At 69.0% G+C, this 22,529-nt stretch carries 29 protein-coding genes; 14 read left to right on the forward strand and 15 right to left on the reverse strand.

Annotated features, from left to right (window positions below):
• Positions 1–287, forward strand: a 287-nt coding sequence (locus ABDV68_RS07520) for an STAS/SEC14 domain-containing protein (RefSeq protein ID WP_343519166.1), incomplete at its 5' end; no start/stop codon positions are given.
• A gap of 313 nt (positions 288–600) precedes the next feature.
• Positions 601–1,032, forward strand: coding sequence for a hypothetical protein (locus ABDV68_RS07525; RefSeq protein ID WP_343519167.1), 432 nt, complete (start codon positions 601–603; stop codon positions 1,030–1,032).
• A 21-nt stretch (positions 1,033–1,053) separates the two neighbouring features.
• On the opposite strand, the gene ABDV68_RS07530 is transcribed toward ABDV68_RS07525, so the two are convergent.
• Positions 1,054–1,464 (reverse strand): GFA family protein, encoded by a 411-nt coding sequence (locus tag ABDV68_RS07530; protein ID WP_343519168.1) that lies wholly within the window; start codon positions 1,462–1,464, stop codon positions 1,054–1,056.
• Positions 1,461–2,210: a triose-phosphate isomerase gene (gene tpiA, locus ABDV68_RS07535; RefSeq protein ID WP_343519169.1), complete on the reverse strand. Its 750-nt coding sequence runs from the start codon at positions 2,208–2,210 to the stop codon at positions 1,461–1,463. The genes ABDV68_RS07530 and tpiA overlap by 4 nt, the downstream gene beginning before the upstream one ends.
• A 121-nt stretch (positions 2,211–2,331) precedes the next feature.
• Here tpiA and ABDV68_RS07540 point away from each other — a divergent pair, with 121 nt between their 5' ends.
• Both ABDV68_RS07540 and ABDV68_RS07545 read left to right on the forward strand, forming a co-directional pair.
• Positions 2,332–4,287: a SurA N-terminal domain-containing protein gene (locus ABDV68_RS07540; RefSeq protein ID WP_343519171.1), complete on the forward strand. Its 1,956-nt coding sequence runs from the start codon at positions 2,332–2,334 to the stop codon at positions 4,285–4,287.
• A 4-nt stretch (positions 4,288–4,291) separates the two neighbouring features.
• Positions 4,292–5,806, forward strand: a complete 1,515-nt coding sequence (locus tag ABDV68_RS07545) for a chorismate-binding protein (protein ID WP_343519173.1) — start codon at positions 4,292–4,294, stop codon at positions 5,804–5,806.
• A gap of 3 nt (positions 5,807–5,809) precedes the next feature.
• On the opposite strand, the gene ABDV68_RS07550 is transcribed toward ABDV68_RS07545, so the two are convergent.
• Positions 5,810–6,220 (reverse strand): hypothetical protein, encoded by a 411-nt coding sequence (locus ABDV68_RS07550; RefSeq protein ID WP_343519174.1) that lies wholly within the window; start codon positions 6,218–6,220, stop codon positions 5,810–5,812.
• An 86-nt stretch (positions 6,221–6,306) separates the two neighbouring features.
• Positions 6,307–6,957, reverse strand: a complete 651-nt coding sequence (locus ABDV68_RS07555) for a hypothetical protein (protein WP_343519176.1) — start codon at positions 6,955–6,957, stop codon at positions 6,307–6,309.
• A 331-nt stretch (positions 6,958–7,288) separates the two neighbouring features.
• On the opposite strand from ABDV68_RS07555, the gene ABDV68_RS07560 reads away from it, so the two are divergent.
• Entirely contained in the window at positions 7,289–8,653 is a 1,365-nt protein-coding gene (locus ABDV68_RS07560; RefSeq protein ID WP_343519212.1) for a 3-deoxy-7-phosphoheptulonate synthase class II, read from the forward strand.
• A 4-nt stretch (positions 8,654–8,657) separates the two neighbouring features.
• On the opposite strand, the gene ABDV68_RS07565 is transcribed toward ABDV68_RS07560, so the two are convergent.
• Entirely contained in the window at positions 8,658–9,245 is a 588-nt protein-coding gene (locus ABDV68_RS07565) for a DUF1579 domain-containing protein (RefSeq protein WP_343519177.1), read from the reverse strand.
• A 68-nt stretch (positions 9,246–9,313) separates the two neighbouring features.
• On the reverse strand, positions 9,314–9,481 hold the full coding sequence (locus tag ABDV68_RS07570) for a hypothetical protein (RefSeq protein WP_343519178.1): 168 nt from the start codon (positions 9,479–9,481) through the stop codon (positions 9,314–9,316).
• Between the two features lie 161 nt (positions 9,482–9,642).
• Between ABDV68_RS07570 and ABDV68_RS07575 the strand changes: the two genes are divergently transcribed.
• On the forward strand, positions 9,643–10,527 hold the full coding sequence (locus tag ABDV68_RS07575) for a LysR substrate-binding domain-containing protein (protein ID WP_343519179.1): 885 nt from the start codon (positions 9,643–9,645) through the stop codon (positions 10,525–10,527).
• Positions 10,528–10,536: 9 nt separating this feature from the next.
• On the opposite strand, the gene ABDV68_RS07580 is transcribed toward ABDV68_RS07575, so the two are convergent.
• Genes ABDV68_RS07580 through ABDV68_RS07590 form a run of 3 tightly spaced genes read right to left on the reverse strand, consistent with a single transcriptional unit; the run spans position 10,537 to position 12,920 of the window.
• Positions 10,537–11,187: a CoA transferase subunit B gene (locus ABDV68_RS07580; protein ID WP_343519180.1), complete on the reverse strand. Its 651-nt coding sequence runs from the start codon at positions 11,185–11,187 to the stop codon at positions 10,537–10,539.
• Between the two features lie 21 nt (positions 11,188–11,208).
• Entirely contained in the window at positions 11,209–12,204 is a 996-nt protein-coding gene (locus ABDV68_RS07585; RefSeq protein ID WP_343519181.1) for an HAD family acid phosphatase, read from the reverse strand.
• Positions 12,201–12,920, reverse strand: a complete 720-nt coding sequence (locus ABDV68_RS07590; protein WP_343519182.1) for a CoA transferase subunit A — start codon at positions 12,918–12,920, stop codon at positions 12,201–12,203. Before ABDV68_RS07590 ends, ABDV68_RS07585 begins: the two co-directional genes overlap by 4 nt.
• A gap of 202 nt (positions 12,921–13,122) precedes the next feature.
• On the opposite strand from ABDV68_RS07590, the gene ABDV68_RS07595 reads away from it, so the two are divergent.
• Positions 13,123–13,347, forward strand: a complete 225-nt coding sequence (locus ABDV68_RS07595) for a hypothetical protein (protein ID WP_343519213.1) — start codon at positions 13,123–13,125, stop codon at positions 13,345–13,347.
• Positions 13,348–13,401: 54 nt separating this feature from the next.
• Here ABDV68_RS07595 and ABDV68_RS07600 read toward each other — a convergent pair whose 3' ends face one another.
• Entirely contained in the window at positions 13,402–13,671 is a 270-nt protein-coding gene (locus ABDV68_RS07600) for a GlsB/YeaQ/YmgE family stress response membrane protein (RefSeq protein WP_343519215.1), read from the reverse strand.
• Positions 13,672–13,782: 111 nt separating this feature from the next.
• On the opposite strand from ABDV68_RS07600, the gene ABDV68_RS07605 reads away from it, so the two are divergent.
• Together ABDV68_RS07605 and ABDV68_RS07610 are read left to right on the forward strand one after the other, a co-directional pair.
• The gene (locus ABDV68_RS07605) at positions 13,783–14,307 is read left to right on the forward strand and encodes a gamma carbonic anhydrase family protein (protein ID WP_343519183.1); all 525 of its coding nucleotides are present in this window, start codon (positions 13,783–13,785) and stop codon (positions 14,305–14,307) included.
• An 86-nt stretch (positions 14,308–14,393) separates the two neighbouring features.
• Complete coding sequence (locus tag ABDV68_RS07610; RefSeq protein WP_343519184.1) at positions 14,394–15,398, forward strand: nitronate monooxygenase family protein; 1,005 nt, start codon at positions 14,394–14,396, stop codon at positions 15,396–15,398.
• Here the strand turns inward: ABDV68_RS07610 and ABDV68_RS07615 are convergent.
• A complete protein-coding gene (locus ABDV68_RS07615; protein WP_343519216.1) occupies positions 15,381–15,845 on the reverse strand; it encodes a DUF1465 family protein in 465 nt (154 codons plus the stop codon). The genes ABDV68_RS07610 and ABDV68_RS07615 overlap by 18 nt on opposite strands.
• Positions 15,846–15,936: 91 nt before the next feature.
• On the reverse strand, positions 15,937–16,134 hold the full coding sequence (locus tag ABDV68_RS07620; RefSeq protein ID WP_343519185.1) for a DUF465 domain-containing protein: 198 nt from the start codon (positions 16,132–16,134) through the stop codon (positions 15,937–15,939).
• Positions 16,135–16,297: 163 nt separating this feature from the next.
• On the opposite strand from ABDV68_RS07620, the gene ABDV68_RS07625 reads away from it, so the two are divergent.
• The gene (locus ABDV68_RS07625; protein WP_343519186.1) at positions 16,298–16,453 is read left to right on the forward strand and encodes a YdcH family protein; all 156 of its coding nucleotides are present in this window, start codon (positions 16,298–16,300) and stop codon (positions 16,451–16,453) included.
• A gap of 86 nt (positions 16,454–16,539) precedes the next feature.
• Here the strand turns inward: ABDV68_RS07625 and ABDV68_RS07630 are convergent, their stop codons facing one another.
• A complete protein-coding gene (locus tag ABDV68_RS07630; RefSeq protein ID WP_343519187.1) occupies positions 16,540–16,911 on the reverse strand; it encodes a PilZ domain-containing protein in 372 nt (123 codons plus the stop codon).
• A gap of 89 nt (positions 16,912–17,000) precedes the next feature.
• Positions 17,001–17,465: an RNA polymerase-binding protein DksA gene (gene dksA / locus ABDV68_RS07635; RefSeq protein WP_343519188.1), complete on the reverse strand. Its 465-nt coding sequence runs from the start codon at positions 17,463–17,465 to the stop codon at positions 17,001–17,003.
• Positions 17,466–17,875: 410 nt separating this feature from the next.
• Here dksA and ABDV68_RS07640 point away from each other — a divergent pair, with 410 nt between their 5' ends.
• Positions 17,876–18,766 (forward strand): PEP-CTERM sorting domain-containing protein, encoded by an 891-nt coding sequence (locus tag ABDV68_RS07640; protein ID WP_343519190.1) that lies wholly within the window; start codon positions 17,876–17,878, stop codon positions 18,764–18,766.
• Here ABDV68_RS07640 and ABDV68_RS07645 read toward each other — a convergent pair whose 3' ends face one another.
• Positions 18,767–19,225 carry a host attachment family protein gene (locus ABDV68_RS07645; RefSeq protein ID WP_343519192.1) on the reverse strand — a complete coding sequence of 153 codons (459 nt, stop codon included), beginning with the start codon at positions 19,223–19,225 and terminating at the stop codon, positions 18,767–18,769.
• 89 nt (positions 19,226–19,314) lie between these two features.
• Between ABDV68_RS07645 and serS the strand changes: the two genes are divergently transcribed.
• From serS to ABDV68_RS07660, 3 genes are all read left to right on the forward strand, one after another.
• Positions 19,315–20,592: a serine--tRNA ligase gene (gene serS, locus ABDV68_RS07650; RefSeq protein WP_343519193.1), complete on the forward strand. Its 1,278-nt coding sequence runs from the start codon at positions 19,315–19,317 to the stop codon at positions 20,590–20,592.
• A gap of 91 nt (positions 20,593–20,683) precedes the next feature.
• Positions 20,684–21,448, forward strand: coding sequence for a 5'/3'-nucleotidase SurE (gene surE, locus ABDV68_RS07655; protein WP_343519194.1), 765 nt, complete (start codon positions 20,684–20,686; stop codon positions 21,446–21,448).
• Between the two features lie 11 nt (positions 21,449–21,459).
• The gene (locus ABDV68_RS07660; RefSeq protein WP_343519195.1) at positions 21,460–22,527 is read left to right on the forward strand and encodes a M23 family metallopeptidase; all 1,068 of its coding nucleotides are present in this window, start codon (positions 21,460–21,462) and stop codon (positions 22,525–22,527) included.
• Positions 22,528–22,529 lie beyond the last annotated feature (2 nt).

Below are 22,529 nucleotides of genomic sequence, written 5' to 3' on the forward strand. Positions count from 1 at the left end.
TCCTCGACACCACGCCGCAGCTCGACATCCTCGCCGATGTCCGCGGCTCGCCCTCGATCGCGCTCTCCGCGATCGCCGAGGAGCTGAAGCACCTCCCCCTCCTCATCCGCCTGATCCGCGCGATCGATCGCGTCGCGATCGTGGCGGACGCTGAGTGGGTGCGCGCCGCCAGCCGGATCGAGGGCGCGATCATCCCCGGCGTCCATTACGAGGTGTACGAGCGCAAGGACGAGGCCCATGCCCGCGCCTGGCTGCTCCGCGAGACCGACCAGCCGCGGCCTTCCTAGAAGAATTGATTCACGCGAAGGCGCGAAGGCGCAAAGAAGATTTTTCGCGCAGAGACGCGGAGGACGCAGAGATGGTGCGCCCGCCGCGCCAGCGGCCCTTCCCTCAGCCGCTGCGGCAAGCATCTATGCCGCGCTAGAGCAAGCGCTTCGCGCAGAGGCCACCATCTCTGCGTCCTCCGCGTCTCTGCGCGAACCCAATCCCTTCCTTCTTCGCGCCTTAGCGCCTTCGCGTGAACCAACTTCCTCACAAAAGAACGTATCAGGAACAAAAACAACTTTCCTACACGCCCCATCCATGCCCATAAGCTGGTGGATGGACGACTCACGCACCCTGCTCGCCACGGACGAAGCCGAGCTACTCGCCTTCACGCCCGTTCCCAGCGCTTCCAATCGCCGTGACGGATGGACGCCGCGGCGGCAGCGCGACTTCATCACCGCGCTCGCGCTTGCGGGCACCGTCCAGCGCGCAGCCTGCGCCGTCGGGATGAGCCGCCAGTCCGCCTATGCCCTGCGCGAGCGCCCCGCTGCGGAAAGCTTCGCCGCCGCATGGGACATGGCGTTGCAGCTGAGCTACGATCGCGTCTTCGGGCAGGCGATGGACCGCGCGATGAACGGCATCACCGTCCCGCGCTACTATAGGGGCCTTCAGATCGGCGCGATCCGCCGCCCCGACATGCGCCTCGCCATGGCCATCCTCGCCAAGCGGCACGCGCCCCCGCCGAAGGGACCCAAATTGACAGAATGAAGCGCGTTGCGCGCAACTTCGTCAACTTTGCGGCATGTCCGGCTTCTCGCCCAGCGCGACCTCGACCCAGCCGAACTTGCGGTGCGCGTACACCTCCGCCCAGGGCGCCGGGAACGCCTCCGGATCGGCGAACGCCCCGATCGGCACCGCGACCACATCGGGCGTCTCGCGTCCGGCATAGGCCACGGTCGATCCGCATTCGGGACAGAAGCGATAGTCGATCGCCGCGCCGCTGTCCGCCGTCCGCGTCCACACTCGCGTTTCGCCGCTCACGCTCACCCGGTCGGCCGGGAACCGGACCTGTGAGGCGAACGCGCTGCCGGTCCGCTGCTGGCAGGCCAGGCAGTGGCAGACCGAGATGCGCACCGGCTCGCCCTCGCACGCCACGCGCACCGCCCCGCAGCGGCAGCTCGCCTCGCGCACCCGCGTCACAGCCCCGCCGCCGCCTCGACGATCGGCCCGAACTTCTCGGCGGTCAGGCTCGCCCCGCCGACCAGCGCGCCGTCGACGTCCGCGCAGCCGAGCAGCGCAGCGGCGTTCGCCCCGTTCACCGACCCGCCATACAGCACCCGCATCGCCGCCGCGGCCTCGGCCCCCAGCAGCTCGCCGAGCTTCGCCCGGATCGCCCCGTGCATCGCCGCGACATCGGCCGCGGTCGGCGTCCGCCCGGTGCCGATCGCCCATACCGGCTCGTACGCGATCGCCAGCCACTCGGCCGCCGCGCCCTCGGGCAGCGAGCCCGCAAGCTGCGCGGTCACCACCGCCTCGGCCTGCCCGGCGTCGCGCTGGTCCAGCATCTCGCCGACGCACAGGATCGCGCGCAGCCCGTGCCGGTGCGCCGCCTCGGCCTTGCCCTTGACGTCGGCGTCGGTCTCGCCCTGGTCGGCGCGGCGCTCGCTATGGCCGACGATGGTCAGCGCCGCCCCCGCCTCGGCCAGCATCGCGGCGGAGATGCAGCCGGTATGCGCGCCCTGCTCCGCCGCGTGGCAATCCTGCCCCCCGACCGGCATGCCGCCCGCCACGCCCGCAGCCGAGGCGATCAGCGTCGCCGGCACGCATAGCGCCACGTCGACGCCGGGATTCGCCGCCGCGGCCCGCGCGATCGCCGCCACCTCGGGCAGCGCCGCCTTCAGGCCGTGCATCTTCCAGTTCCCCGCCACCAGCTTGCGCCGCATCACGCCCCCTCTCATGTCCAATTTCGGACAGTGCCCTACGCGCAGTGCATATTGCACTCAAGCTTGATGGCGGACCGTTGCACCCCTAAAGCACCGTTCCATCTTTCCCATCGAACGGGTCTCCATGCTCACCTTCCTCCGCCGCGTCCTCTTTTCGACCGCGGGCAAGATCATCGCCCTCCTGCTGCTCATCGTGATCGCCGTCGCCTTCGCGCTCGGCGACATCACCAACCTTGGCGGCAGCCGTCCGTCGGACGGGGCGCTGGTCCAGGTCGGCGACCGCAAGGTGACCTCGGTGGAGCTGCAGCAGCGGCTCAAGAACGCGCTCGAGCGTGCGCGCCAGCAGCAGCCGACACTCGACATGACGCAGTTCGTGGCGATGGGCGGGTTCGACCAGGTGCTCGACGACATCGTCAACCGCCTCGCGCTCGAAGCCTATGCCAGCGAGCACGGCATGGCCGTGTCGAAGGCCGCGATCGACGGCGAGATCGCCAGCAGCCCCGCCTTCGCCGACCCGATCACCGGCCAGTTCAACCAGAAGGCGTTCGATCAGCTGCTCGCGCGCCAAGGCGTCACCGCCGATCAGGTCCGCGCCGATATCCGCCAGGGCACGCTCGCCCAGTGGGTCGCCGCCCCGTCGCTCGCCGCGGCCTATGTGCCGTCGGAGCTGGTGATGCCCTATGCGTCGCTGCTGCTCGAACGGCGCAAGGGTTCGGTCGGCTACGTCCCGATCACCGCCATCGACAAGGGCGCCGCGCCGACCGATGCCGAGCTCGCCGCCTTCTACAACCGCAACCGCGCGCGCTACACGCTGCCCGAGCGCCGCGTGATCCGCTACGCCGTGGTCCGCCCCGACCAGTTCGCCGAGAGCGCCAAGGCGACCGAGGCGGAGATCGCCGCCGCCTACAAGCAGAATGCCGCGAAATACGCCGCATCGACCAAGCGCACGCTGGCGCAGCTGATCGTCGCCGACCAGAACGCCGCCAACACGCTCGCCGCGAAGATCAAGGGCGGTGCGACGCTCGCCGCCGCGGCGGCCGGCGCCGGCCTCCAGCCCTCGGTCATCGACAATGCCGAGAAGGCGAGCTTCGCCCGCGCGAGCAGCCCGCAGATCGCCGATGCCGCCTTCGCCGCGGCGCAGGGCGGCGTGGTCGGTCCGCTGCGCTCGCCGCTCGGCTGGCACATCGTGCGGGTCGAGAAGATCGAGCAGATCGCCGGCAGGTCGCTCGACCAGGTCCGCGGCGAGATCGCGGCCGAGGTCACCAAGCGCAAGGAAGCCGAGGCGCTCGCCAACCTGCGCGGCCAGATCGACAGCGCGATCGCCGGCAACGCCACCTTCGACGAAGCGGTCGCCGACGCCAAGCTCAAGGCCGAAACCAGCCCGGCGCTGTTCGGCGACGGCCGTGCCGATCAGGATGGCCAGGGCGCCAACCCGACTCCGCCCGATCCGCTGCTGGCGCAGGTCGCGCAGGGCGGCTTCGCGATGGAGACGAGCGACGATCCCCAGCTTATCCCGGTGGGCCAGGACGGCAGCTTCGCGCTGATCAAGACCGAGCGCGTGGTCGCCGCCGCGCCGCGCCCGCTGGCGCAGATCCGCGAGCTGGTCGCCACCGACTTCGTCCGCGACCGCCAGCTCCAGGCCGCGCGCAAGGCAGCCGCCGCGATCCTCGCCGATATCGGCAAGGGCACCCCGATCGCCGACGCGATGAAGAAGACCGGGCTTGCCCTTCCGCCGCTCCAGCCGCTCGACGCGGTGCGCGGCCAGCTGTCGCAGCAGGGCATGCAGATCCCGCCGCCCGTCCGCCTGATGTTCAGCATGGCCGCGAAGAAGGCCAAGATGACCGAGGCGCCCAATGGCGGCGGTTACTGGGTGGTGTGGCTCGACGAGATCACGCCGGGCGACGCGCGCGGCAATCAGGCACTGGTTGCGCAGACCCGCAGCGGCCTGTCGCAGATGATCGGCGCCGAATATCTCGAGCAGTTCGTCGCCGCCGCGCGCAAGGCGGTCGGCATCAAGCGCGACGAGGCGGCGATCGCGCGGCTCAAGGCGCAGCTCGGCGGCCAGCCCAGCGGCAACTGACACGATGGCGCCCGGAATAGAGGGCCTCGAGGCCGCGCGCGCAGCGCTCGCCGAGGGGCGTCCGGCGCTGGTCTGGCGGCGTCAGCTCGCCGACACCGACACGCCGGTGGCGGCGGCGCTCAAGCTGATCGAGCCCGGTCGCGGCGATTTCCTGCTCGAGTCGGTCGAGGGCGGCGCGGTGCGCGGCCGCCACAGCCTGATCGGCCTCGCCCCCGACCTCGTCTTCCGCGCCCAAGGCGAGGCGGCCGAGGTCAATGCGCAATGGCTCACCGACCGCGCCGCCTTCCGGCCGGCGGGCCAGCCGACGCTCGATGCCTTCCGCGCGCTCGTCCGGAGCTGCCACATGGAGGTGCCGGCGGAGCTGCCCCGCGCGCTCGCCTGCCTCGTCGGCTATTTCGGCTATGAGACGATCGGGCTGGTGGAGAAGCTCCCCCGCGCCGCCAACGACGCGCTCGGCCTGCCCGACATGATCTTCGTGCGGCCGACCGTGATCCTGATCTTCGACCGGCTGGCGGATTCGCTGTTCGTCGTCGCGCCGGTCTGGCCCGATGCCGCGCGCGATCCCGAAACGCTGCTGGCGACCGCGGCCGAACGCCTCGACGCGACCGCCGCGCGCCTCGCCTCGGCGCCGCTCCCGGCCAGGACGGCGGCTGACGCGGTCGAGATCGCCGCACAGCCGACGGTCCCCGCCGCCGACTATGCCGCGATGGTCGCGCGCGCGAAGGACTATATCGCCGCCGGCGACATCTTCCAGGTCGTGCTTGCCCAGCGGTTCACCGCGCCCTTCGCGTTGCCGCCGATCGAGCTCTACCGCGCGCTGCGCCGGGTGAATCCCTCGCCCTTCCTCTATTTCCTCGATCTGCCCGGCTTCGCGCTGACCGGATCGAGCCCCGAGATCCTGGTCCGCGTCCGCGACGGCGACGTCACGATCCGCCCGATCGCCGGCACCCGCCCGCGCGGCAAGACCGCGGGGGAGGACGAGGCCAACCGCGCCAGCCTGCTCGCCGATCCCAAGGAGCGTGCCGAGCACCTCATGCTGCTCGATCTCGGCCGCAACGACACCGGCCGCGTCGCGGAGGCGGGGACGGTCAAGGTCACCGACAGCTACGCCGTCGAATTCTACAGCCACGTCATGCACATCGTGTCGAACGTGGTCGGCCGGCTGCGCCCCGACGCCGATGCGCTCGATGCGCTGTTCGCCGGCTTCCCCGCGGGCACGGTGAGCGGCGCACCCAAGGTCCGCGCGTGCGAGATCATCGCCGAGCTGGAGCGCGACCAGCGCGGTCCCTATGCCGGCGGCGTGGGCTATTTCTCGCCAGACGGCTCGATGGACAGCTGCATCGTCCTGCGCACCGCGATCGTGAAGGACGGCACGATGCACGTCACCGCCGGCGCGGGCATCGTCGCCGACAGCGACCCGGCCTATGAGCAGCGCGAGTGCGAGGCCAAGGCCGGCGCGCTGTTCGCCGCCGCGCGCGAAGCGGTCGCACGCGCGTCGGAGCCCGGCTTCGGCCAGTAGGCGCTAGTCCTCGCCGCCCGGGATCGCCGCTTCCTCGGCCTTTCGTTCCGCGCGTTCCGCGCGCCATTGCTGAAGCATCTGGATCGTGCAGCCGGTATGCCCATAGCTGCCGATCGGCGAACAGCTTCCCGGCAGCGTCTGGCGGTTGACCTCGTCGATCAGCTCGGCGCGCCGCGTCCAGCTCACGCTCTCGGGCCTGAACTTGCTCTTGCGCAACGACTTGGGGATGCGGAACGGCGAATCTCCGGCGTTCGAGCAGATGACGACCTCGTCCTCGCTCGTGGGCTTGGGACATTTCTCGTCACCATAGAGCAGGATGCTGCGCACCCGCTGCGGCGGCTCGTTGCCGTCCTCGGCTTCCTGCGCCAGCACGGGGGTCGCGGCGAGCATCGCCAGCATCAGCATCCGGATCATCACGCACCTTCCTTTACCCGCCGGCTTCCGACCCGACGGATGTAGGAACGCTGAACGGCAGGATTAAGGCCGCTCGTTGCACCGTCTCAGTGATCGTCCGCCAGCGCCTCCTCGACCGTCGCCGCGGCACTCGACAGCCGCGCGATCTCCCATTCCAGATTGGCGCGCGCCTGCGCTTCCAGCGCGGTTTCGGTAAGGCCCATCGCGCGCGACAGCCGCGCCAGGAGCGGCGCTTCCTTCAATGCGCCGAGGATGCGCACCCGCCCTGCGCGATAGGTCGCATCGGGATAGCGCCGGTATTCGTCGCGGATTGCGAGCGCATAGCGACGATATCCCTCCCGCTCGGCGGCGAGGATGGACAGGTCCAGATCGACGAGCAGCGCTGGCAGGCGATCGCCGGCGGCATGCCCCTTGGTCGCCATGATGCAAGCCTCGAGCTCGCGCAGCTCGTCCTCCGGCCAGCGCAGCAATGCCAGACCGATATCCGCGCTGCGCCGTTCATTGTCCGACGCCTCGACGTCGTAGAACAGGTCGTGCAGCCAGATCGCATAGCGCAGTATCCGCTCGTCGCGCGCGGTCAGCTCCGCCGCGAACCAGCGGTCGAGCCCGTCCAGCATGTGCGCGATATGACTCGCATTGTGATAGGCCAGGTCGGAGGCCGCGAACCGCTCGATCACCACCGCGCGCAGCAATGGCGGCATGTCGCTCACCGCCGCCCGGACTTCCAGCGCGTTCATGACTTCGCCTTACTCGATCCCGCGGAACGGCGCGAGTACAACCACATTTACCCCACTTGGGTGAATTTAGCGCTTGCACCAATTTACCCGTTGGGGGTAAGGCGCCCGGACCATGACGACTTTAGCTGGTTCCAAGATCCGCCGCTTCCGCGAGGAACGATCGCTCTCCCGCGCCGCTTTCGGCGCCTGGTTCGACACCCCCGGTTCGACCGTGCAGGGTTGGGAGGAGGATGGCAAGCGCGCCTCGCCGGCGGTGCTCAACCAGATCGCGGCCAATGGCATCGCGCATCATCAGGACTGGTACGTCCATGTCCGCAACCTGGAGCAGGACATGGGATGGACTCCTGACAGCTGGAAGTCGGCCGAAGCGCGCCAGCTCCCGATTTACCCCGATGCCGCCGCGCTCGACGCGGCGACGACTCAGCTCGCCAGCTTCCCGCCGCTGGTCTTCGCCGGCGAGGCCCGCGCGCTCACCCAGGAACTGGCCAAGGTCGCGCGCGGCGAGGCGTTCCTGCTCCAGGGTGGCGACTGCGCCGAGAGCTTCGCCGAGTTCCATCCCAACAACATCCGCGACACCTTCCGCGTCATCCTGCAGATGGCGGTGGTGCTGACCTTCGCGTCGAAGCTGCCGACGGTGAAGCTCGGGCGCATGGCTGGACAGTTCGCCAAGCCGCGCTCGGCCGATACCGAGACGATCGATGGCGTCGAGCTGCCCAGCTATCGCGGCGACAACGTCAACGACATCGCCTTCACCCCCGAAGCGCGCATCCCCGATCCGCAGCGCATGATCCAGGGCTACAGCCAGTCCGCCGCAACGCTCAACCTGCTGCGCGCCTTCGCCAGCGGCGGTTATGCGAACCTGCACCAGGTCCACAAATGGACGCTCGACTTCATGGGCAAGAGCCCGTGGAGCGCGAAGTTCGCCGACGTCGCCGACCGCATCGGCGAGGCGCTCGACTTCATGCAGGCCTGCGGCATCGACGCCGACAGCGTCCCCCAGCTCAAGGGCACCGATTTCTACACCAGCCACGAAGCGCTGCTGCTCCCCTACGAGCAGGCGCTGACCCGGCAGGATTCGCTGACCGGCGACTGGTACGACACCAGCGCGCACTTCCTGTGGATCGGCGACCGCACGCGGTTCGACGGCTCGGCGCATGTCGAGTTCCTGCGCGGCATCGGCAACCCGATCGGCATGAAATGCGGCCCGAGCCTCGAGCCCGACGCGCTGATTCGTCTGCTCGACACGCTCAACCCGGCACGTACGCCGGGCCGCATCACGCTGATCACCCGCTATGGCCATGACAAGATCGAGGCCGGCCTGCCCAAGCTCGTGCGCGCGGTGAAGCGCGAGGGGCATCCGGTGGTGTGGAGCTGCGACCCGATGCACGGCAACGTCGTCAAGGCCGCCAACGGCTACAAGACCCGCCCGTTCGAGCGCATCCTCGCCGAGGTCCGCGGCTTCTTCGCCGTGCACCGCGCCGAGGGCACCTATGCCGGCGGCATCCATGCCGAGATGACCGGCCAGAACGTGACCGAGTGCACCGGCGGCATGATCGACATCGGCGAGCACGACCTGGCCGACCGCTACCACACGCATTGCGACCCGCGGCTCAACGCCGGTCAGAGCCTCGAGCTCGCCTTCCTGCTGGCCGAGATGCTCAACGACGAGATGGCGGAGCGGCGCAAGGCGGCCTGACGAATCAGCCGCCGGTGGCGGGCGCGGTGCGCAGGTAGCGCATCACCCAGTTGGTCTCCCAACTGGCCCCGCCGTCGGGCGAGAAGGCCTGCTCCCACCGCGCCTCGTCCGGGTTCACCGGCGAGAAGCGGCCGCGCACCAGCACGGTCCGCCCCTCGAACAGCTCGCGTGCATAGAAGGTGCCGACGCCCTTCGCGAAACGGCCATAGAGCGGCGCGTCGATCTTGCTGAGGTCGCTCGCCGCCAGATACCAGTCCGCCCAGCGCCCGCCGGGCTCGTCGAGCGCGCGCAGGCCCAGGCCGTAGGACGTCTTCCCGCCGCGATACGAGATGCTCTCGTTGAGGTTGACCAGCCCGCCGAACAGCTGCTGACACTGCGTGCGGCCGCCGAATTCCTCCCAGTCGTCGTTCCCCGCCAGACGCTTGCGCAGCCGACGATGCTCGACGCGCCAGCTGCCGAGGAAATAGTCGAAATCGCCCCGCGATGCGGTGCCCTCGGGCAGCGGTATCTCCTGGGCGCTGGCGCCGCGCGTTCCCAGCGCCGCGATCGCCAGCGCGGCCCCCTTCATCAGCGCGCGTCGATCCGCCCGCATCACGCTGCCCTCGTGAAGTCGGAGGTCCAGTTGACCTCGCAGCTCTGCCCGCCATCGGCCGAGAAGGCCTATTCCCAGCGATGCTCGACTTGCCAATTGCCCTCGAGCCACGCCCAGTCGCGCCGCCGGTCCGCCGCGCCGGCGACCGCCCTGCCAGGCAATCCCGCCAGCACCAGCCCCGAACCGCCCAATCCCGCCAACACGCTGCGCCGATCGACCGCACCCACTATCCGCATAGCACTCGTCCTGCTGAAGAGACCGGTGATTTGTGCTGCGTTCGCGGCGCCTGTGGGACTCGAAAGATGACAGCTTACCCTAAGCCCGACTTGGGGTATTTCGCACGCATGGCCTTGCGTGCGAACCGTGTCCCTCAGCGAAACATCAAGTCAGGCTTGCGGTGACGGCTGCCTTTCCCTCGCTGATCGCGATCCGCGCCTTCGAGGCCGCAGCTCGCCTCGGCGGGTTCGCACCGGCGGCCCGAGAGCTGCAGACCACCGCGGCCGCAGTCAGCTATCACGTCCGCCAGCTCGAGACGCAGCTCGGGGTCGACCTGTTCCGGCGCCATGCCCAGCGCGTCCAATTGACCCCGGCCGGCGAAGTGCTTGCCGCCGACGCACTGTCGGCCTTCACCGCGCTCCGCGCCGGCTTCGCGCGCGCGATCGATGCCGATCAGAGCCGGCTCCGCGTCACCGCGCTGCCCACGCTCGGCACGGTATGGCTCGCGCCGCGCCTGGGCCGCTTCCGCGCGCTGCATCCCGAGCTGCGAGTCGAGCTCGACCTGTCACCCGACCCGCGCGACCTCGCCGGCGGCGGTTTTGACGTCGCGATCCGCAATGGGCATGGCGCGTGGCCGGGCCTGCGCGCGGTGCCGCTGTTCCCGAGCGTGTTCACGCCTTTGTGTGCGCCGGCGCTGGTCGAGCGAGTTCAGGGCCTCGACGATCCCGCGCAGCAGCTGCGCGTGCCGCTGCTCGGCCGTCCCGACTGGTGGGAGCTATGGCATCGCGATCTCGGCCATCCCGCAGGCCCGGCGCCGGAGCGGTTCGGCACGACCTTCTCGGCCGAGCATCTCGACATCGCGGCGGCGATCGCCGGTCATGGCGTCGCGATCGGCTCGCCGATCCTGTTCGCGGCAGACATCGCCGCAGGCCGCCTCGCACGCGTCCACCCGCATGCCGCGACCGACGGACGCGCCTTCTGGCTCGCTTATCCCGTCACGCGTCAGTTGAGCCCCAAGATCGCCGCCTTCCGCGACTGGGTCACATCCGAGATCGCGAGCGCCTGACCGGCCCGATCAGGCGGCCGCCAGCGCGACCTCGTAGCTGGCGGTGGTCTTCGCCGCGACCTCGTCCTCGGTCACGCCGGGCGCCAGCTCGATCAGCCGGAACGGCGAGCTGTGGTCGGCGCGCTGGAACACGGCCAGATCGGTGATGATCATGTCGACGACGTTCTTGCCGGTCAGCGGCAAGGTGCATTCCGGGATGAACTTCGCGCCGCCGTCCTTGGCGTTGTGCTCCATCACCACGATGATCTTCTTGACCCCGGCGACGAGGTCCATCGCCCCGCCCATGCCCTTGATCATCTTGCCGGGGATCATCCAGTTGGCGATGTCGCCATTCTCGGCGACTTCCATCGCACCCAGCACGGTGAGGTCGATATGCCCGCCGCGGATCATCGCGAAGCTGTCGGCGCTGCTGAAATAGACCGATTGCGGCAGCTCGCTGATCGTCTGCTTGCCAGCGTTGATCAGGTCGGGGTCCTCCTCGCCCTCGTACGGGAAGGGACCGATGCCGAGCATGCCGTTCTCCGACTGCAGCGTCACCTCGACCCCCGCGGGGATGTGGTTGGCGACCAGCGTCGGGATGCCGATGCCGAGGTTCACGTAAAAGCCGTCGCGCAGTTCCTTGGCGGCGCGGGCGGCCATTTCGTCACGAGTCCAGGGCATTTTGGGTCCTCTCCGTCGGGATCACTGGGATTGGGTCGCAGCGGTGCTGCGCACGGGATTGGGCAGGATGAACCAGCCCGCACCCCAGAGCGGCGCGACCATCGTCTCGGTCGCCGCGGTCTGGCGTCTGCCGGCGTCGGCGACGACCTCGAACTGGCTGCTGAAGTCGTTGAGCGAGTCGCCGACCAGCGCGACCACGCAATAGCCGGCGGCGAGCACTTGGCGGACCTGCTCGTCGCCCCTCGACGCCTCGGCATCGCCGCGCAGGATCAGCGTGCGGCCGGCCTGGAACCCGCCGAAGCCGAGCCGGTTGAGCAATGCGGTCACGCCGGGCGCGCTCTCGGGCGCGCGGCGGCTGGTGAAGATCACCGCAATGCCTTCGCGCCGCGCCGCGTCGATCCCCTCGACCGCGCCGGGAGTCGCCGCGACCTGATCGGTGCCGTCGCCCTTCCAGCGGCGCCAGGGCGCGTCGGGGTCCGCCGCCTTCTCGGCGCTCTCGTCGATGTCGAACACCACTGCCAGCGGCTTGCCCTCGCAACTCGCGTAGCGCGGCGCATCGAGCGTGGTGCCCGGCGCGAGGATGACCGACTGCAGCGGCTCGCCGCGCTGACGGCGGCCGGCTTGTATGGAGAGGTGGTTCCACAGTGCCTGATAGGCCTGGAGGCTGAAAGCCGCGGCTTCCCCGGAATTGCCGCCCAGGCCGGGCGTCGCCGTCACCCCCGCAGGCAGCGCGGAAGGCGGCGGCGGCAGCGCACCGTTGGGGGCCGGCAGCATGCCCGGCTGCGGCTGGCCGGCCGGGCTCGCCACGATGCCCTGCATCGCCGCCCGCGCCTCGGCGGTCCTGAGCTCGCCGGGCGCGCGCTGCACTTCCTCGGGCTTTTTCGGTTCGCGCTTGCCGAGCCCGATCTTGTCGCGCGCGATCATGCCGCTCGCGGCGATCGGGATCGCCGCCGCGACGCAGCCGCCTGCCGCCACCGGCAGCAGCGCCAGCACGGCTGCGGCGCGCAGCCGGCTCACGCGGCCCCAGCGCCTTCGGCCCGCGGCCGCACGGTGCGGAACTCGATCTTCTTGTCGTAGGGCGCGCCGACGATCATGCGTTTCACATAGATGCCGGGCAGATGCACCGCATCGGGATCGAGCGTCCCGACGGGCACCACTTCCTCGACCTCGGCGACGCAAATGTTCGCCGCGGTCGCCATCGGCTGGTTGAAGTTGCGCGCGGTCTTGCGGAAGATCAGGTTGCCGGCCTCGTCGGCCTTCCACCCCTTGATGATCGCGAGATCGGCGCGGATGCCGCGCTCGAGGATATACTCCTCGCCGTCGAACACCTTCACTTCCTTGCCCTCGGCCACCTTCGTGCCGACGCCGGTCTTGGTGTAGAAGCCCGGGATCCCCGCTCCGCCCGCGCGGCAGCGCTCGGCCAGCGTGCCCTGCGGGCAGAACTCGACCTCGAGCTCGCCCGCCAGATATTGCCGCTCGAACTCCTTGTTCTCGCCGACATAGGAGGAGATCATCTTGCGGACCTGGCGGCTGCGCAGCAGCTTGCCCAGTCCCTCATTGTCGATCCCGGCATTGTTGCTGGCGATGGTCAGGTCCCTGACGCCCGCGGCCTGGATCGCGTCGATCAGCCGCTCCGGGATGCCGCACAGCCCGAAGCCGCCGGCGCAGATCGTCATGCCGTCGCGAAGCAGGCCCTCGAGCGCGGCCTCGGCACTGGGATAGAGCTTCTTCATCGCCGCGATTCTCTCCTGTGTGCTGTCGCCACGGGCGATAGTCGCGCGATCCGCTGCGGGTCAAGCGAACCTGAACCGACTTTCAACTTCGACGGGGCGAGATGAAACCGCGCTGCGACGCAGCACGAACCGCCGGGGCCACATTGAATATGTTAACCAACTGCGCTTAAGCGTGCCCGCGGTACCGGGTGGGTTTGTGCAGATGATCGAGTTTTCCGTCTTCCTCTACGGCCTGCTGGCCGGCTTCGTGCTGCTTTCGGCGGAGCAGAACCGGCGCCTGTCGCGTCCGAACCCGACGATGGTCACCGCGGTCGGCTGGGGTCTGTTCTCGATGTCATCGACCCTGGCGGTGCTGCTCGGTGGCGTCGCGCTCGCGCTGGCGCTGGGGGTCAACGTTCCCGAATTCGCCCAATCCGCGCTTCGCTGACGCATAAAAATCGGGCGGCCGAAGCCGCCCAGTTGCTTGGGTAGGTTGTCCGGCTCAGCGCACCGAGCCGCGGCGCACCAGGTTGACGATCGCCAGCAGCACGACTGCACCCAGGAACGAGATCAGTAGTGATGTCACGCTGAACGAACCTTCGGTGATCGTTCCGCCGCCGATCATCGGCGTGATGAGCAGGCCCGCCAGCAGCGCGCCGACGATCCCGACCACGATGTTGAGGAAAATGCCCTGCTGGGCATCCGTGCGCATGACGATGCTGGCCAGCCAGCCGAGCACGCCGCCCACGATAAGAAGCACGATGAGGTTGATCATCCGTCGTCTCCCGCAATCCGGCTCGGCAGTACCGAGTCATGCGGATATACGGTTGAAACGGCGGGACGTTCCGCCTGCGACCAAATTACGCCGGGACGGGAGCGGACGATGGCGATCTACGCATTCGAGGGCATCGAACCATCCATCCACGCCGATGCCTGGGTCGCGCCGAGCGCCGACGTGATCGGCGATGCGCGGCTCGAGGCGGGGGCGAGCCTGTGGTTCGGCGCGGTGATCCGTGCCGACAACACGCCGATCCTCGTCGGCGCGCGCAGCAACGTCCAGGACGGCGCGATGCTGCATTCGGATCCCGGCGCGCCGCTCACCATCGGCGCGGACTGCACGATCGGCCACCACGCGATTCTCCATGGCTGCGCGCTCGGCGACCGCGTGCTCGTCGGCATGGGCGCGATCATCCTCAACCGCGCGCAGATCGGCGATGATTGCCTGATCGGCGCCGGCGCGCTGATCACCGAGGGCAAGGTGTTTCCCCCGGGCAGCCTGATCGTCGGCAGCCCCGCGCGTGCGGTGCGCGAGATCGATGCCACTACCCGCGCCGGCCTGCTCCTCTCCGCGCAGAGCTATGCCGATCGCCAGCGCCGTTTCCGCGCCGGTCTCACCCGCCTCGACTAGGCGATCTTCAAAGATCGGGTATGGCCTTCTTGGCCCGGCGTCGGTGTGGCGCTGGACAGGAAAATCAGTTCGGGTATGAAACGCAAATGGCTCTTCCCGCTCTCTTCGATCGCCTGCGTCTGCCCATCATCGGCTCGCCGCTGTTCATCGTGTCTGGCCCCGAGCTGGTCATCGCCCAGTGCAAGGCGGGCATCATCGGCTCCTTCCCGGCGCTCAACGCGCGCCCGCAGAGCCAGCTCGACGAATGGCTGCACCAGATCACCGAGGAGCTCGCGGCGTGGAACCGCGACAATCCCGGCCGGCCCGCCGCGCCCTTCGCCGTCAATCAGATCGTCCACCGCTCGAACGACCGGCTCGAGGCGGATCTCGTCACCTGCGCCAAATGGCACGTGCCGATCGTCATCACCTCGCTGGGCGCGCAGGAGGCGGTCAACCAGGCCGTCCATGGCTGGGGCGGCATCACGCTGCACGACGTGATCAACGAACGCTTCGCGCACAAGGCGGTGGAAAAGGGCGCCGACGGCCTGATCCTGGTCTGCACCGGCGCCGGCGGCCATGCCGGCCAGCTCAGCCCGTTCGCCTTCGTGCAGGAGACGCGCAGCTGGTTCGACGGGCCGGTCATCCTCTCCGGCGCGATCGCCAATGGCGGCGCGGTCCTCGCCGCGCAGGCGATGGGTGCCGACCTCGCCTATATCGGCTCGCCGTTCATCGCGACCGCGGAAGCCAATGCCGGCGAGGCCTACAAGAACGGAATCGTCGAGGGCTCCGCCTCGGACATCGTCTACACCAATCTCTTCACCGGCATTCACGGCAACTATCTGCGCGCCTCGATCGCCGGCGCTGGCCTCGATCCCGACAATCTGCCCGAGAGCGACCCGAGCAAGATGAACTTCGGCTCGGGCGGAAATTCGAAGGCCAAGGCGTGGCGCGACATCTGGGGCTCGGGCCAGGGTATCGGCGCGGTCCACGCGGTCACCCCGGTCGCCGAATATGTCGATCGGCTCGATCGCGAATATCGCGCGGCGCGCGCGCGGATCGAGGCGTTGCCGCACGGCGGCTGGGCCGGCGCCGCGCTAGAAGGCGTGACTTAACCGGTCGAGCATCCGCCGCGCAGGGCTGACCGGCACGGGCGCATCGTGATCGTGAGTCGAGTCGATCCGCGCCACGCGGCGATACAGGTCCTGGCTCGCGGCGATCAGCCCCTGCGCGGCCAGCGGCATCGCGTCGAACGACGCGCGGTCGGTCTCGGGCGCCGTGCCCAGCCGTCGCGACGGATCGAGCGCGTCGCCGAGCGCGATCTCCCCGGCATTCACCGCGCGCTGAGTCAGCAACCAGGCGATGACGTGCATCAGCCGCGTCGTCACCTTGAGCGACTCGCACGAGAACACGACGCGCGTCATCGCATCGAGCGTGTCGCGCTCGTCCCGTCCCATCTCGTCGAAATAGGCGCGCGCTTCATCCGCGAGCAGCATCGCCTCGGTGTAAAGCGAGTCGATCAGACGCTGATGAATCTGCGCGGTAGCCTTGTCCCCCGTCATAATCATCGACGCTGACAGAAACCTTCCGGGAGCGGAATAGCCAATCTGCGCAACCCCATGTCCCAAAGCGATGCGCCGTGGATAACCGCGCTCAGGCGATGATGTCGGGGATCAGCCGGTCCTCGAGCGAGGCGATCTCGTCGCGCAGCCGCAGCTTGCGTTTCTTGAGCCGCGCGATCTGCAGCTGGTCCGGCGCATTGCCGCTCGCCAGCGCGGCGATCGCGGCGTCGAGATCGCGATGCTCGACGCGAAGCAGCTCGAGGCGGCGCAGAATCTCGGTCTCGTCCATCGCGCCACTCGTCCCCTCGGCCTCGCCCGTTTGCGCCCGGCCCGGATCGGCCTGCCGCAGATCGCCGTTGCCCCGTCGATGCCGTGATTCGCAAGGGGCGACAAGCGCCGCGAATCGTGATTTACTCCTTGGTCCCCCAACCCTGAGCAGGAGGATTGCTTCCATGCAGAACGCGCATCTCTCGGCACTCGAGGCCAAGCACGCGACTCTCGATCGCAGGATCAACGTCGAGTCGCAACGGCCCCTTCCCGATCAGATGATCATCGCCGACCTGAAGCGCCAGAAGCTCCGCGTAAAGGAGGAAATCGCGCACCTGTAACGCGCGCGATCACGGTGTCGCCCTGGCCCCTCGCCAGGGTGGCGCCGCCTATCGGACTTTACCATAAAATCAGACCGGCAATCGAATCAGACCGGGCGCCGCACCGGCTTGGTGGGGCTTGAGCTCCGGACCGGACCCACCGGCTTGCGCGCCGCCATCGGGTCGATCTCGCGGTCGAACGCGATCCCGATACGGCCTTCCGCCGCCCAGGCGATCCGCCCGCCGACCCAGCCCACGCCGCGCACGTCGACTTCGACGCGCATGCCCGAGTCGACCGGCTGCGCATATTCCGCCATCAGCCCGCCCGAGGAGAGATTGCGGACCCGCACCGTCACCTCCGGCTCGCCCTCGATGCGCAGCTGCGCGGAGAGCAGCAGGCTGTCGCGCGAGCCGCTTCGCTGGCTCGACGGGTCGTCGCTCGAAATGGCGTTCAGGGGATTGTTGGAAAACTCGTCCATCTGCCGCTCTGTCACTCCTGCGCGCGAATTACAGCAGCGAGGGTTATCAAAAGCGTTAATCCGGAAGGCAATTCACAGCCATTCCGGCGCTATTCGTCGCGCGAGACCTTTTCGTTGCGCTCGTGACGTTCCTGCGCCTCGACCGTCATCGTCGCGATCGGCCGCGCTTCGAGCCGGCCGAGGCTGATCGGCTCGCCGGTCACTTCGCAAAAGCCATATTCGCCGTCCTCGATCCGGCGCAGCGCCGCGTCGATCTTGGCGATCAGCTTGCGCTGGCGATCGCGGGTGCGCAGCTCGATCGACCAGTCGGTCTCGCTCGAGGCGCGATCGGTGAGGTCCGCCTCGCGCAGCGAGTCGACCTGGAGCTGCGAGAGCGTGCCCGCCGCCTCGCGATGGATCGCGTCCTTCCAGGCAAGCAGCTTCTCGCGGAAATACTGGAGCTGACGCGGGTTCATGAAGGGCTCGTCGGCGCTCGGCCGATAGCCGTCGGGCAAGTCATTGGCCGCCGGAGGCGCTTTCTCGGGGTCGTCGCGATGCTCGTAAACCGTCGCCATGCCACTCTCCACACCGGATCGCGTCGGCGCTGCCGATCGAAATCCGCCCTTTTGCCCGACGGCGCTATAGGGAGGTGCGCCCGGCTCCACAAGCGTCCGAATCCACAGATTCGCCCGCCAAACCGTTCTGCTGTGGAGGAAATTGCGCGACGCTGAATTGGCCACTTCGGCAGCGTTCATGTTAACCATATCGAGCAAGTAAAGCCCGAGCCCTGCCCCCGAATTGTCCCTCTCCGGAACATTAACCATAGCACGGATGGCACGGCGGGACAAAAACGCTCCAAGCGCGGCCAAACTATGGTTAACGCCGTTGCACTTAATAGTTTGTTCTGCACTTTCTCGGCATGAGCCTGCGCAGGCGCTGCATCATGCAGCATCGGGGCAGCCTCTGGGGATAAGAGAGAGCGACTATGTCGGTTCGGATGGCCTTGGCGAAATTGTGCGCATGCGCGTGCGGCGGCGCCGTGATCGGCGGCGGCGCGGTGCATGTCGCCGAATCCCGCGCTGAGCGCACCTATGTCTCGAAGGGGGCAGTGGCGAAGAAGCGCGTGATCACCAAGCGTGTGGTCAAGCGCCCGGTCCGCAAGCGGATCGTGCGGCGCACGGTCACCACCACCGCGCAGTGCCAGCCTCAGGTCGTCACGGTCACCACGCAAGGGACGCCGGTTCCCCTGCCCCCGCCCGTCTATGGCGAAATGCCCGCGGTCGGCGGCGGTGGCGGCGGCGCGGCGGCAGCGACCGGCGGCGGCTTCGGCGGCGGCGGCGGTTTTGGCGGCGGCTTCTTCGCGGGCGGCTTCTTCGGCGGTTCGGGCGGCGGCTCGAGCAGCGGCGGCATCGTGATCTCCTCGACCTCGTCCTCGTCGGGCGGCTCGACTTCGACCGGCGGGTCCTCGACCTCGACCGGCGGCTCGTCCACCTCGACCGGCGGCTCGTCGACCTCGACGTCGACTGGCGGCTCGTCGACCTCCACCTCGACCGGTGGTTCGTCGACCTCGACCTCGGCTTCATCGTCGGGCGACGTGTCTTCGTCGACCTCGTCTTCGACCTCCTCCTCGACATCGGCCTCGTCCTCGGGCGACGTCTCCTCGTCGACCTCGAGCGGCTGGAGCACGTCGAGCGGTTGGAGCAGCACCTCGTCGACCAGCACTTCGACCTCGACGTCGAGCGGCAGCACTGGCTCGTCGGGCGGGCCAGACCCGGTTCCGGCGCCGCCGATGGTCCTGCTGTTCGGTGCCGCGGCGGCGGCGCTGGTCGCACGCAAGCGCTTCCAGAACCGCAAGGCCAAGGACGCCGCGGAATAATCAGCCGGCGGCGATCAGCGCCGCCTCGATTTCGGGAATCGTATGGCGGGTGAGGTCCTTGTCGATCTCGCCCGCCAGCCGATTCTCGACCTCCTTGTGATAATGCTTCCGCAGTTCGCCCAGCGTCTTGGGCGGCGCGACGATGATCAGCGACTCGAAATCATTGTTAAGCGCTCGCGCCTTGAGCAGGTCGGCGGTGTCGGCCGCGAACCGGTCCTCCTCCAGCTGGTGGAAGTCGGTATTCTCGAAATTGCCGCCCGACGCCCAGTTGGCGCCGTCGGTGCGGGTCGAGGATGCGCCGCCGGCGAGGTCCGCTGCCTGTTCATGATCGGCCGGGTTCTGCTGCACCCGCTTGCGCTCGACCTGGAGGTTTGGATGCACCTCGTCGCCCTCGTTCCTCAGGAACAGCATCTTGCGGCCGTCGGCGACCACGACAAAGGCGTTGTGCGGAACCCGCATCGTTGTTCTCCTCATTTGTTACGGAGGGAAACGCATGTGGTGCGGAGCGGGTTGCGCGCGCCGGGCCGCCCCGCCATAGCCTGCGCGCCATGCACGACATCCGCCTGATCCGCGAACATCCCGAAGCCTTCGACGCGGCGTTGGTCCGCCGCGGCAGCGAACCAGAATCCGCCACCCTGGTCGCGCTCGACGAGGCGCGCCGCGCGCTCACCACGCGCCAGCAGGAGGTGCAGGCGCGCCGCAACGACCTGTCGAAGCAGGTCGGACAGGCCAAGGCCGCAAAGGACGAGGCGCGTGCGCAGGCGCTGATGGCGGAGGTCGCGAGCCTCAAGGACGAGCTAGAAACGCTCACTCTGTCGCAGGGAGCCGCGGACGAGGCGCTCAAGGTGGCGCTCTCCGCCATCCCCAACCTCCCCGCCGCCGACGTCCCCGACGGCGCCGACGAGGATGCCAACCACCTCGTCCACGAACGCGGCGCCCGGCCGAGCTTCACCTTCGAACCGCGCGAGCACGATGCGTTCGGCCCGGCGCTCGGCCTCGACTTCGAAACCGGGGCGTTGCTCTCGGGCGCGCGCTTCACGCTGGTCCGCGGCCATGCCGCCAAGCTCGCCCGCGCGCTCGGCCAGTTCATGCTCGACACGCTCACGGTCGATCATGGCTATGAGGAGGTGAACCCGCCCCTCCTCGTCCGCGACGAGGCGGTCTATGGCACCGGCCAGTTGCCCAAGTTCGCCGAGGATCTGTTCCGCACCACCGACGGCCGCTGGCTGATCCCGACCGCCGAGGTCAGCCTCACCAACATCGTGCGCGAGCAGATCCTCGCCGCCGACGCCCTCCCCTTGCGCTTCACCGCGCTCACGCCCTGCTTCCGCTCGGAGGCTGGCGCGGCTGGCCGCGACACGCGCGGCTATATCCGCCAGCACCAGTTCGACAAGGTCGAGATGGTCTCGATCGTCACCCCCGACGCGTCCGATGCCGAGCATGAGCGCATGACCGCCTGCGCCGAGGGGATTCTCGACAAGCTCGGCCTGCCCTTCCGCCGCATGAAGCTGTGCACCGGCGACATGGGCTTCTCGGCGGCGCGCACCTACGACCTCGAAGTGTGGCTGCCCGGCCAGGGCCGCTATCGCGAGATCTCGTCCTGTTCGACCTGCACCGATTTCCAGGCGCGCCGCATGAATGCGCGCTACCGGAACGAGGAGGGCAAGCCCGCCTTCGTCCACACGCTCAACGGCTCGGGCCTCGCGGTCGGCCGCACGCTCGTCGCGGTGCTGGAGAATTACCAGAACGAGGATGGCTCGGTCGCGGTGCCCGAAGCGCTGCAGCCGTACCTGCGCGGCCTCAACCGGCTGGAACCTACAGCATAGCTGCCCGTTCGCCCCGAGCTTGCCGAAGGGCCCTTTTGACTGCCGCCGAAGCGCATTGCTTCGACAAGCTCAGCACGAACGGAGACTGCCCGTGAGAATCCTCCTCACCAACGACGACGGCGTCCATGCTCGCGGGCTCGAAGTGCTCGAGCGCATCGCGCGGAAGCTCTCGGACGACATCACCATCGTCGCTCCGCTCGAGGAACAGTCGGGCAAGGGCCGCTCGCTCTCGCTCACCGAGCCCGTACGGCTGCGCAAGTTCGGCGAGCGCCGCTTCGCGGTCACCGGCACGCCGACCGATGCGGTGATGATGGCGCTGGCCGAGCTCATGAAGGATGCGAAGCCCGACCTCATCCTCTCCGGCGTCAACCGCGGCGCCAACCTGGCCGAGGATGTCAGCTACTCCGGCACCGTCTCCGCCGCGATGGAGGGCGCGCTTGCCGGCATCCGCTCGGTCGCGCTGAGCCAGCGTTATGCCGCGGTCGCGCCCGGCGAGCGCGTCAGCTTCGACGCCGCCGAGCAATGGGGCGAGCGCGCGCTGCGTCCGCTGCTCGGCGCCGACTGGGCGCCGCGCACGCTGATGAACATCAACTTCCCGCCGATCGCGGCGAGCGAGGTCGTCGGCATCAAGCCCGTCCACCAGGGCCTGCGCGACTATGGCCGGCTCAAGCTCGACAAGCGCACCGACCCGCGCGGCTTCGACTATTACTGGTTCGGCCTCGGCCGGATCGCCTACACCCCCGAGGCCGATACCGATCTCGAAGCCATCGAACGGGGCTACATCACTGTAACCCCGCTGCATTTGGATATGACGCATCGTGAATCGCTTGATATGCTGGCCCGAACTTATGGTTAATGCCGGGGGGCATGATCGGGATGGGGGTAGATTGCAGGGGAGTCGCGGCGCTCGCGCTGATCTCGCTCTCTAGCGCGTGCGTTCCGGCGGGCAGCGGTCCGCCGCTCGGCCGCTATTCACATGATCCGGATCCGACGGCGGTGCCGCGGCGCGAGGCCGAGGTCGTCGCCCTGCCCGCCCCGCCGCCGGCCTGGGAAGCGCGTCCCGTCACCTCCGACGCGCGGACGGTCGCCGCATCCACCTATGTCGTCCAGCCGGGTGATACGTTGCGCGGCATCGCCAACCGGACCGGTGCGGGCTCCGAGGCAATCGCGCGCGCCAACGGTCTCGAGCGGCCCTTCGTGATCCGCGCCGGCCAGCGCCTGACCATTCCCGGCGGGCGCTATCACCTCGTCCGCGCGGGCGAGACCGGCATCGCCATCGCGCGCGCCTATGGCGTCGCGTGGGACCAGATCATCGCCGCCAACGAGCTCACCGACCCCTATATCCTGCGCGTCGGCCAGCGCGTGCTGATCCCCGGCGCCGAGCGCCCGCGCACGCGCGAGGAGCGCGCCGCCGCCTTCCGCATCGACATCGACGACATCGTGACGGGCGGCCAGCCCGCGATCCCCGAGCGAGCGCGTCCCGCCCGCGCCACCGCCTCCTCCGCCCGCGTCCTGCCCGCGACCACCCCCGTCGCGCCGCCCGCCACCGCGCCCAGCGGACGGTTCCAGTGGCCGGTACGCGGCAGCATCGTCCGCCGCTTCGGCCCGGTGGCCAGCGGGGAGCGCAGCGACGGGCTCAAGATCGCCGTTCCGCTCGACACGCCGGTGCTCGCCGCCGCCGACGGCACCGTCGCCTATGTCGGCGGCGACATCCCCTCGCTCGGCGGGCTCGTCATCCTCCAGCATGGCGGGGGCTGGACCACTGTCTACGGCCATGCCGGCCAGCTGCTCGTCCAGCGCGGGCAGAGCGTGAAGCGCGGACAGATGATCGCGCTGTCGGGCGACAGCGGAACGAACCGCGCGCAACTGCATTTCGAGATGCGGCAGGGGCGCACCCCCGTCGACCCGATCCCGAGGCTTCCGGCACGACCCTAAGG

This window comes from Sphingomonas sp., assembly GCF_039595165.1.
GTDB lineage: Bacteria > Pseudomonadota > Alphaproteobacteria > Sphingomonadales > Sphingomonadaceae > Sphingomonas.

Excerpts from the sequence above, each read along its gene's own strand:
- ABDV68_RS07525 (WP_343519167.1), top strand. The coding sequence starts at position 601 with ATGGACGACTCACGCACCCTGCTCGCCACGGACGAAGCCGAGCTACTC.
- ABDV68_RS07540 (WP_343519171.1), top strand. The coding sequence starts at position 2,332 with ATGCTCACCTTCCTCCGCCGCGTCCTCTTTTCGACCGCGGGCAAGATC.
- ABDV68_RS07545 (WP_343519173.1), top strand. The coding sequence starts at position 4,292 with ATGGCGCCCGGAATAGAGGGCCTCGAGGCCGCGCGCGCAGCGCTCGCC.
- ABDV68_RS07550 (WP_343519174.1), bottom strand. The coding sequence starts at position 6,220 with ATGATCCGGATGCTGATGCTGGCGATGCTCGCCGCGACCCCCGTGCTG.
- ABDV68_RS07555 (WP_343519176.1), bottom strand. The coding sequence starts at position 6,957 with ATGAACGCGCTGGAAGTCCGGGCGGCGGTGAGCGACATGCCGCCATTG.
- ABDV68_RS07560 (WP_343519212.1), top strand. The coding sequence starts at position 7,289 with ATGGGATGGACTCCTGACAGCTGGAAGTCGGCCGAAGCGCGCCAGCTC.
- ABDV68_RS07565 (WP_343519177.1), bottom strand. The coding sequence starts at position 9,245 with ATGCGGGCGGATCGACGCGCGCTGATGAAGGGGGCCGCGCTGGCGATC.
- ABDV68_RS07570 (WP_343519178.1), bottom strand. The coding sequence starts at position 9,481 with ATGCGGATAGTGGGTGCGGTCGATCGGCGCAGCGTGTTGGCGGGATTG.
- ABDV68_RS07580 (WP_343519180.1), bottom strand. The coding sequence starts at position 11,187 with ATGCCCTGGACTCGTGACGAAATGGCCGCCCGCGCCGCCAAGGAACTG.
- ABDV68_RS07590 (WP_343519182.1), bottom strand. The coding sequence starts at position 12,920 with ATGAAGAAGCTCTATCCCAGTGCCGAGGCCGCGCTCGAGGGCCTGCTT.
- ABDV68_RS07595 (WP_343519213.1), top strand. The coding sequence starts at position 13,123 with ATGATCGAGTTTTCCGTCTTCCTCTACGGCCTGCTGGCCGGCTTCGTG.
- ABDV68_RS07605 (WP_343519183.1), top strand. The coding sequence starts at position 13,783 with ATGGCGATCTACGCATTCGAGGGCATCGAACCATCCATCCACGCCGAT.
- ABDV68_RS07610 (WP_343519184.1), top strand. The coding sequence starts at position 14,394 with ATGGCTCTTCCCGCTCTCTTCGATCGCCTGCGTCTGCCCATCATCGGC.
- ABDV68_RS07615 (WP_343519216.1), bottom strand. The coding sequence starts at position 15,845 with ATGACGGGGGACAAGGCTACCGCGCAGATTCATCAGCGTCTGATCGAC.
- ABDV68_RS07620 (WP_343519185.1), bottom strand. The coding sequence starts at position 16,134 with ATGGACGAGACCGAGATTCTGCGCCGCCTCGAGCTGCTTCGCGTCGAG.
- ABDV68_RS07625 (WP_343519186.1), top strand. The coding sequence starts at position 16,298 with ATGCAGAACGCGCATCTCTCGGCACTCGAGGCCAAGCACGCGACTCTC.
- ABDV68_RS07630 (WP_343519187.1), bottom strand. The coding sequence starts at position 16,911 with ATGGACGAGTTTTCCAACAATCCCCTGAACGCCATTTCGAGCGACGAC.
- dksA (WP_343519188.1), bottom strand. The coding sequence starts at position 17,465 with ATGGCGACGGTTTACGAGCATCGCGACGACCCCGAGAAAGCGCCTCCG.
- ABDV68_RS07640 (WP_343519190.1), top strand. The coding sequence starts at position 17,876 with ATGTCGGTTCGGATGGCCTTGGCGAAATTGTGCGCATGCGCGTGCGGC.
- ABDV68_RS07645 (WP_343519192.1), bottom strand. The coding sequence starts at position 19,225 with ATGCGGGTTCCGCACAACGCCTTTGTCGTGGTCGCCGACGGCCGCAAG.
- serS (WP_343519193.1), top strand. The coding sequence starts at position 19,315 with ATGCACGACATCCGCCTGATCCGCGAACATCCCGAAGCCTTCGACGCG.
- ABDV68_RS07660 (WP_343519195.1), top strand. The coding sequence starts at position 21,460 with ATGATCGGGATGGGGGTAGATTGCAGGGGAGTCGCGGCGCTCGCGCTG.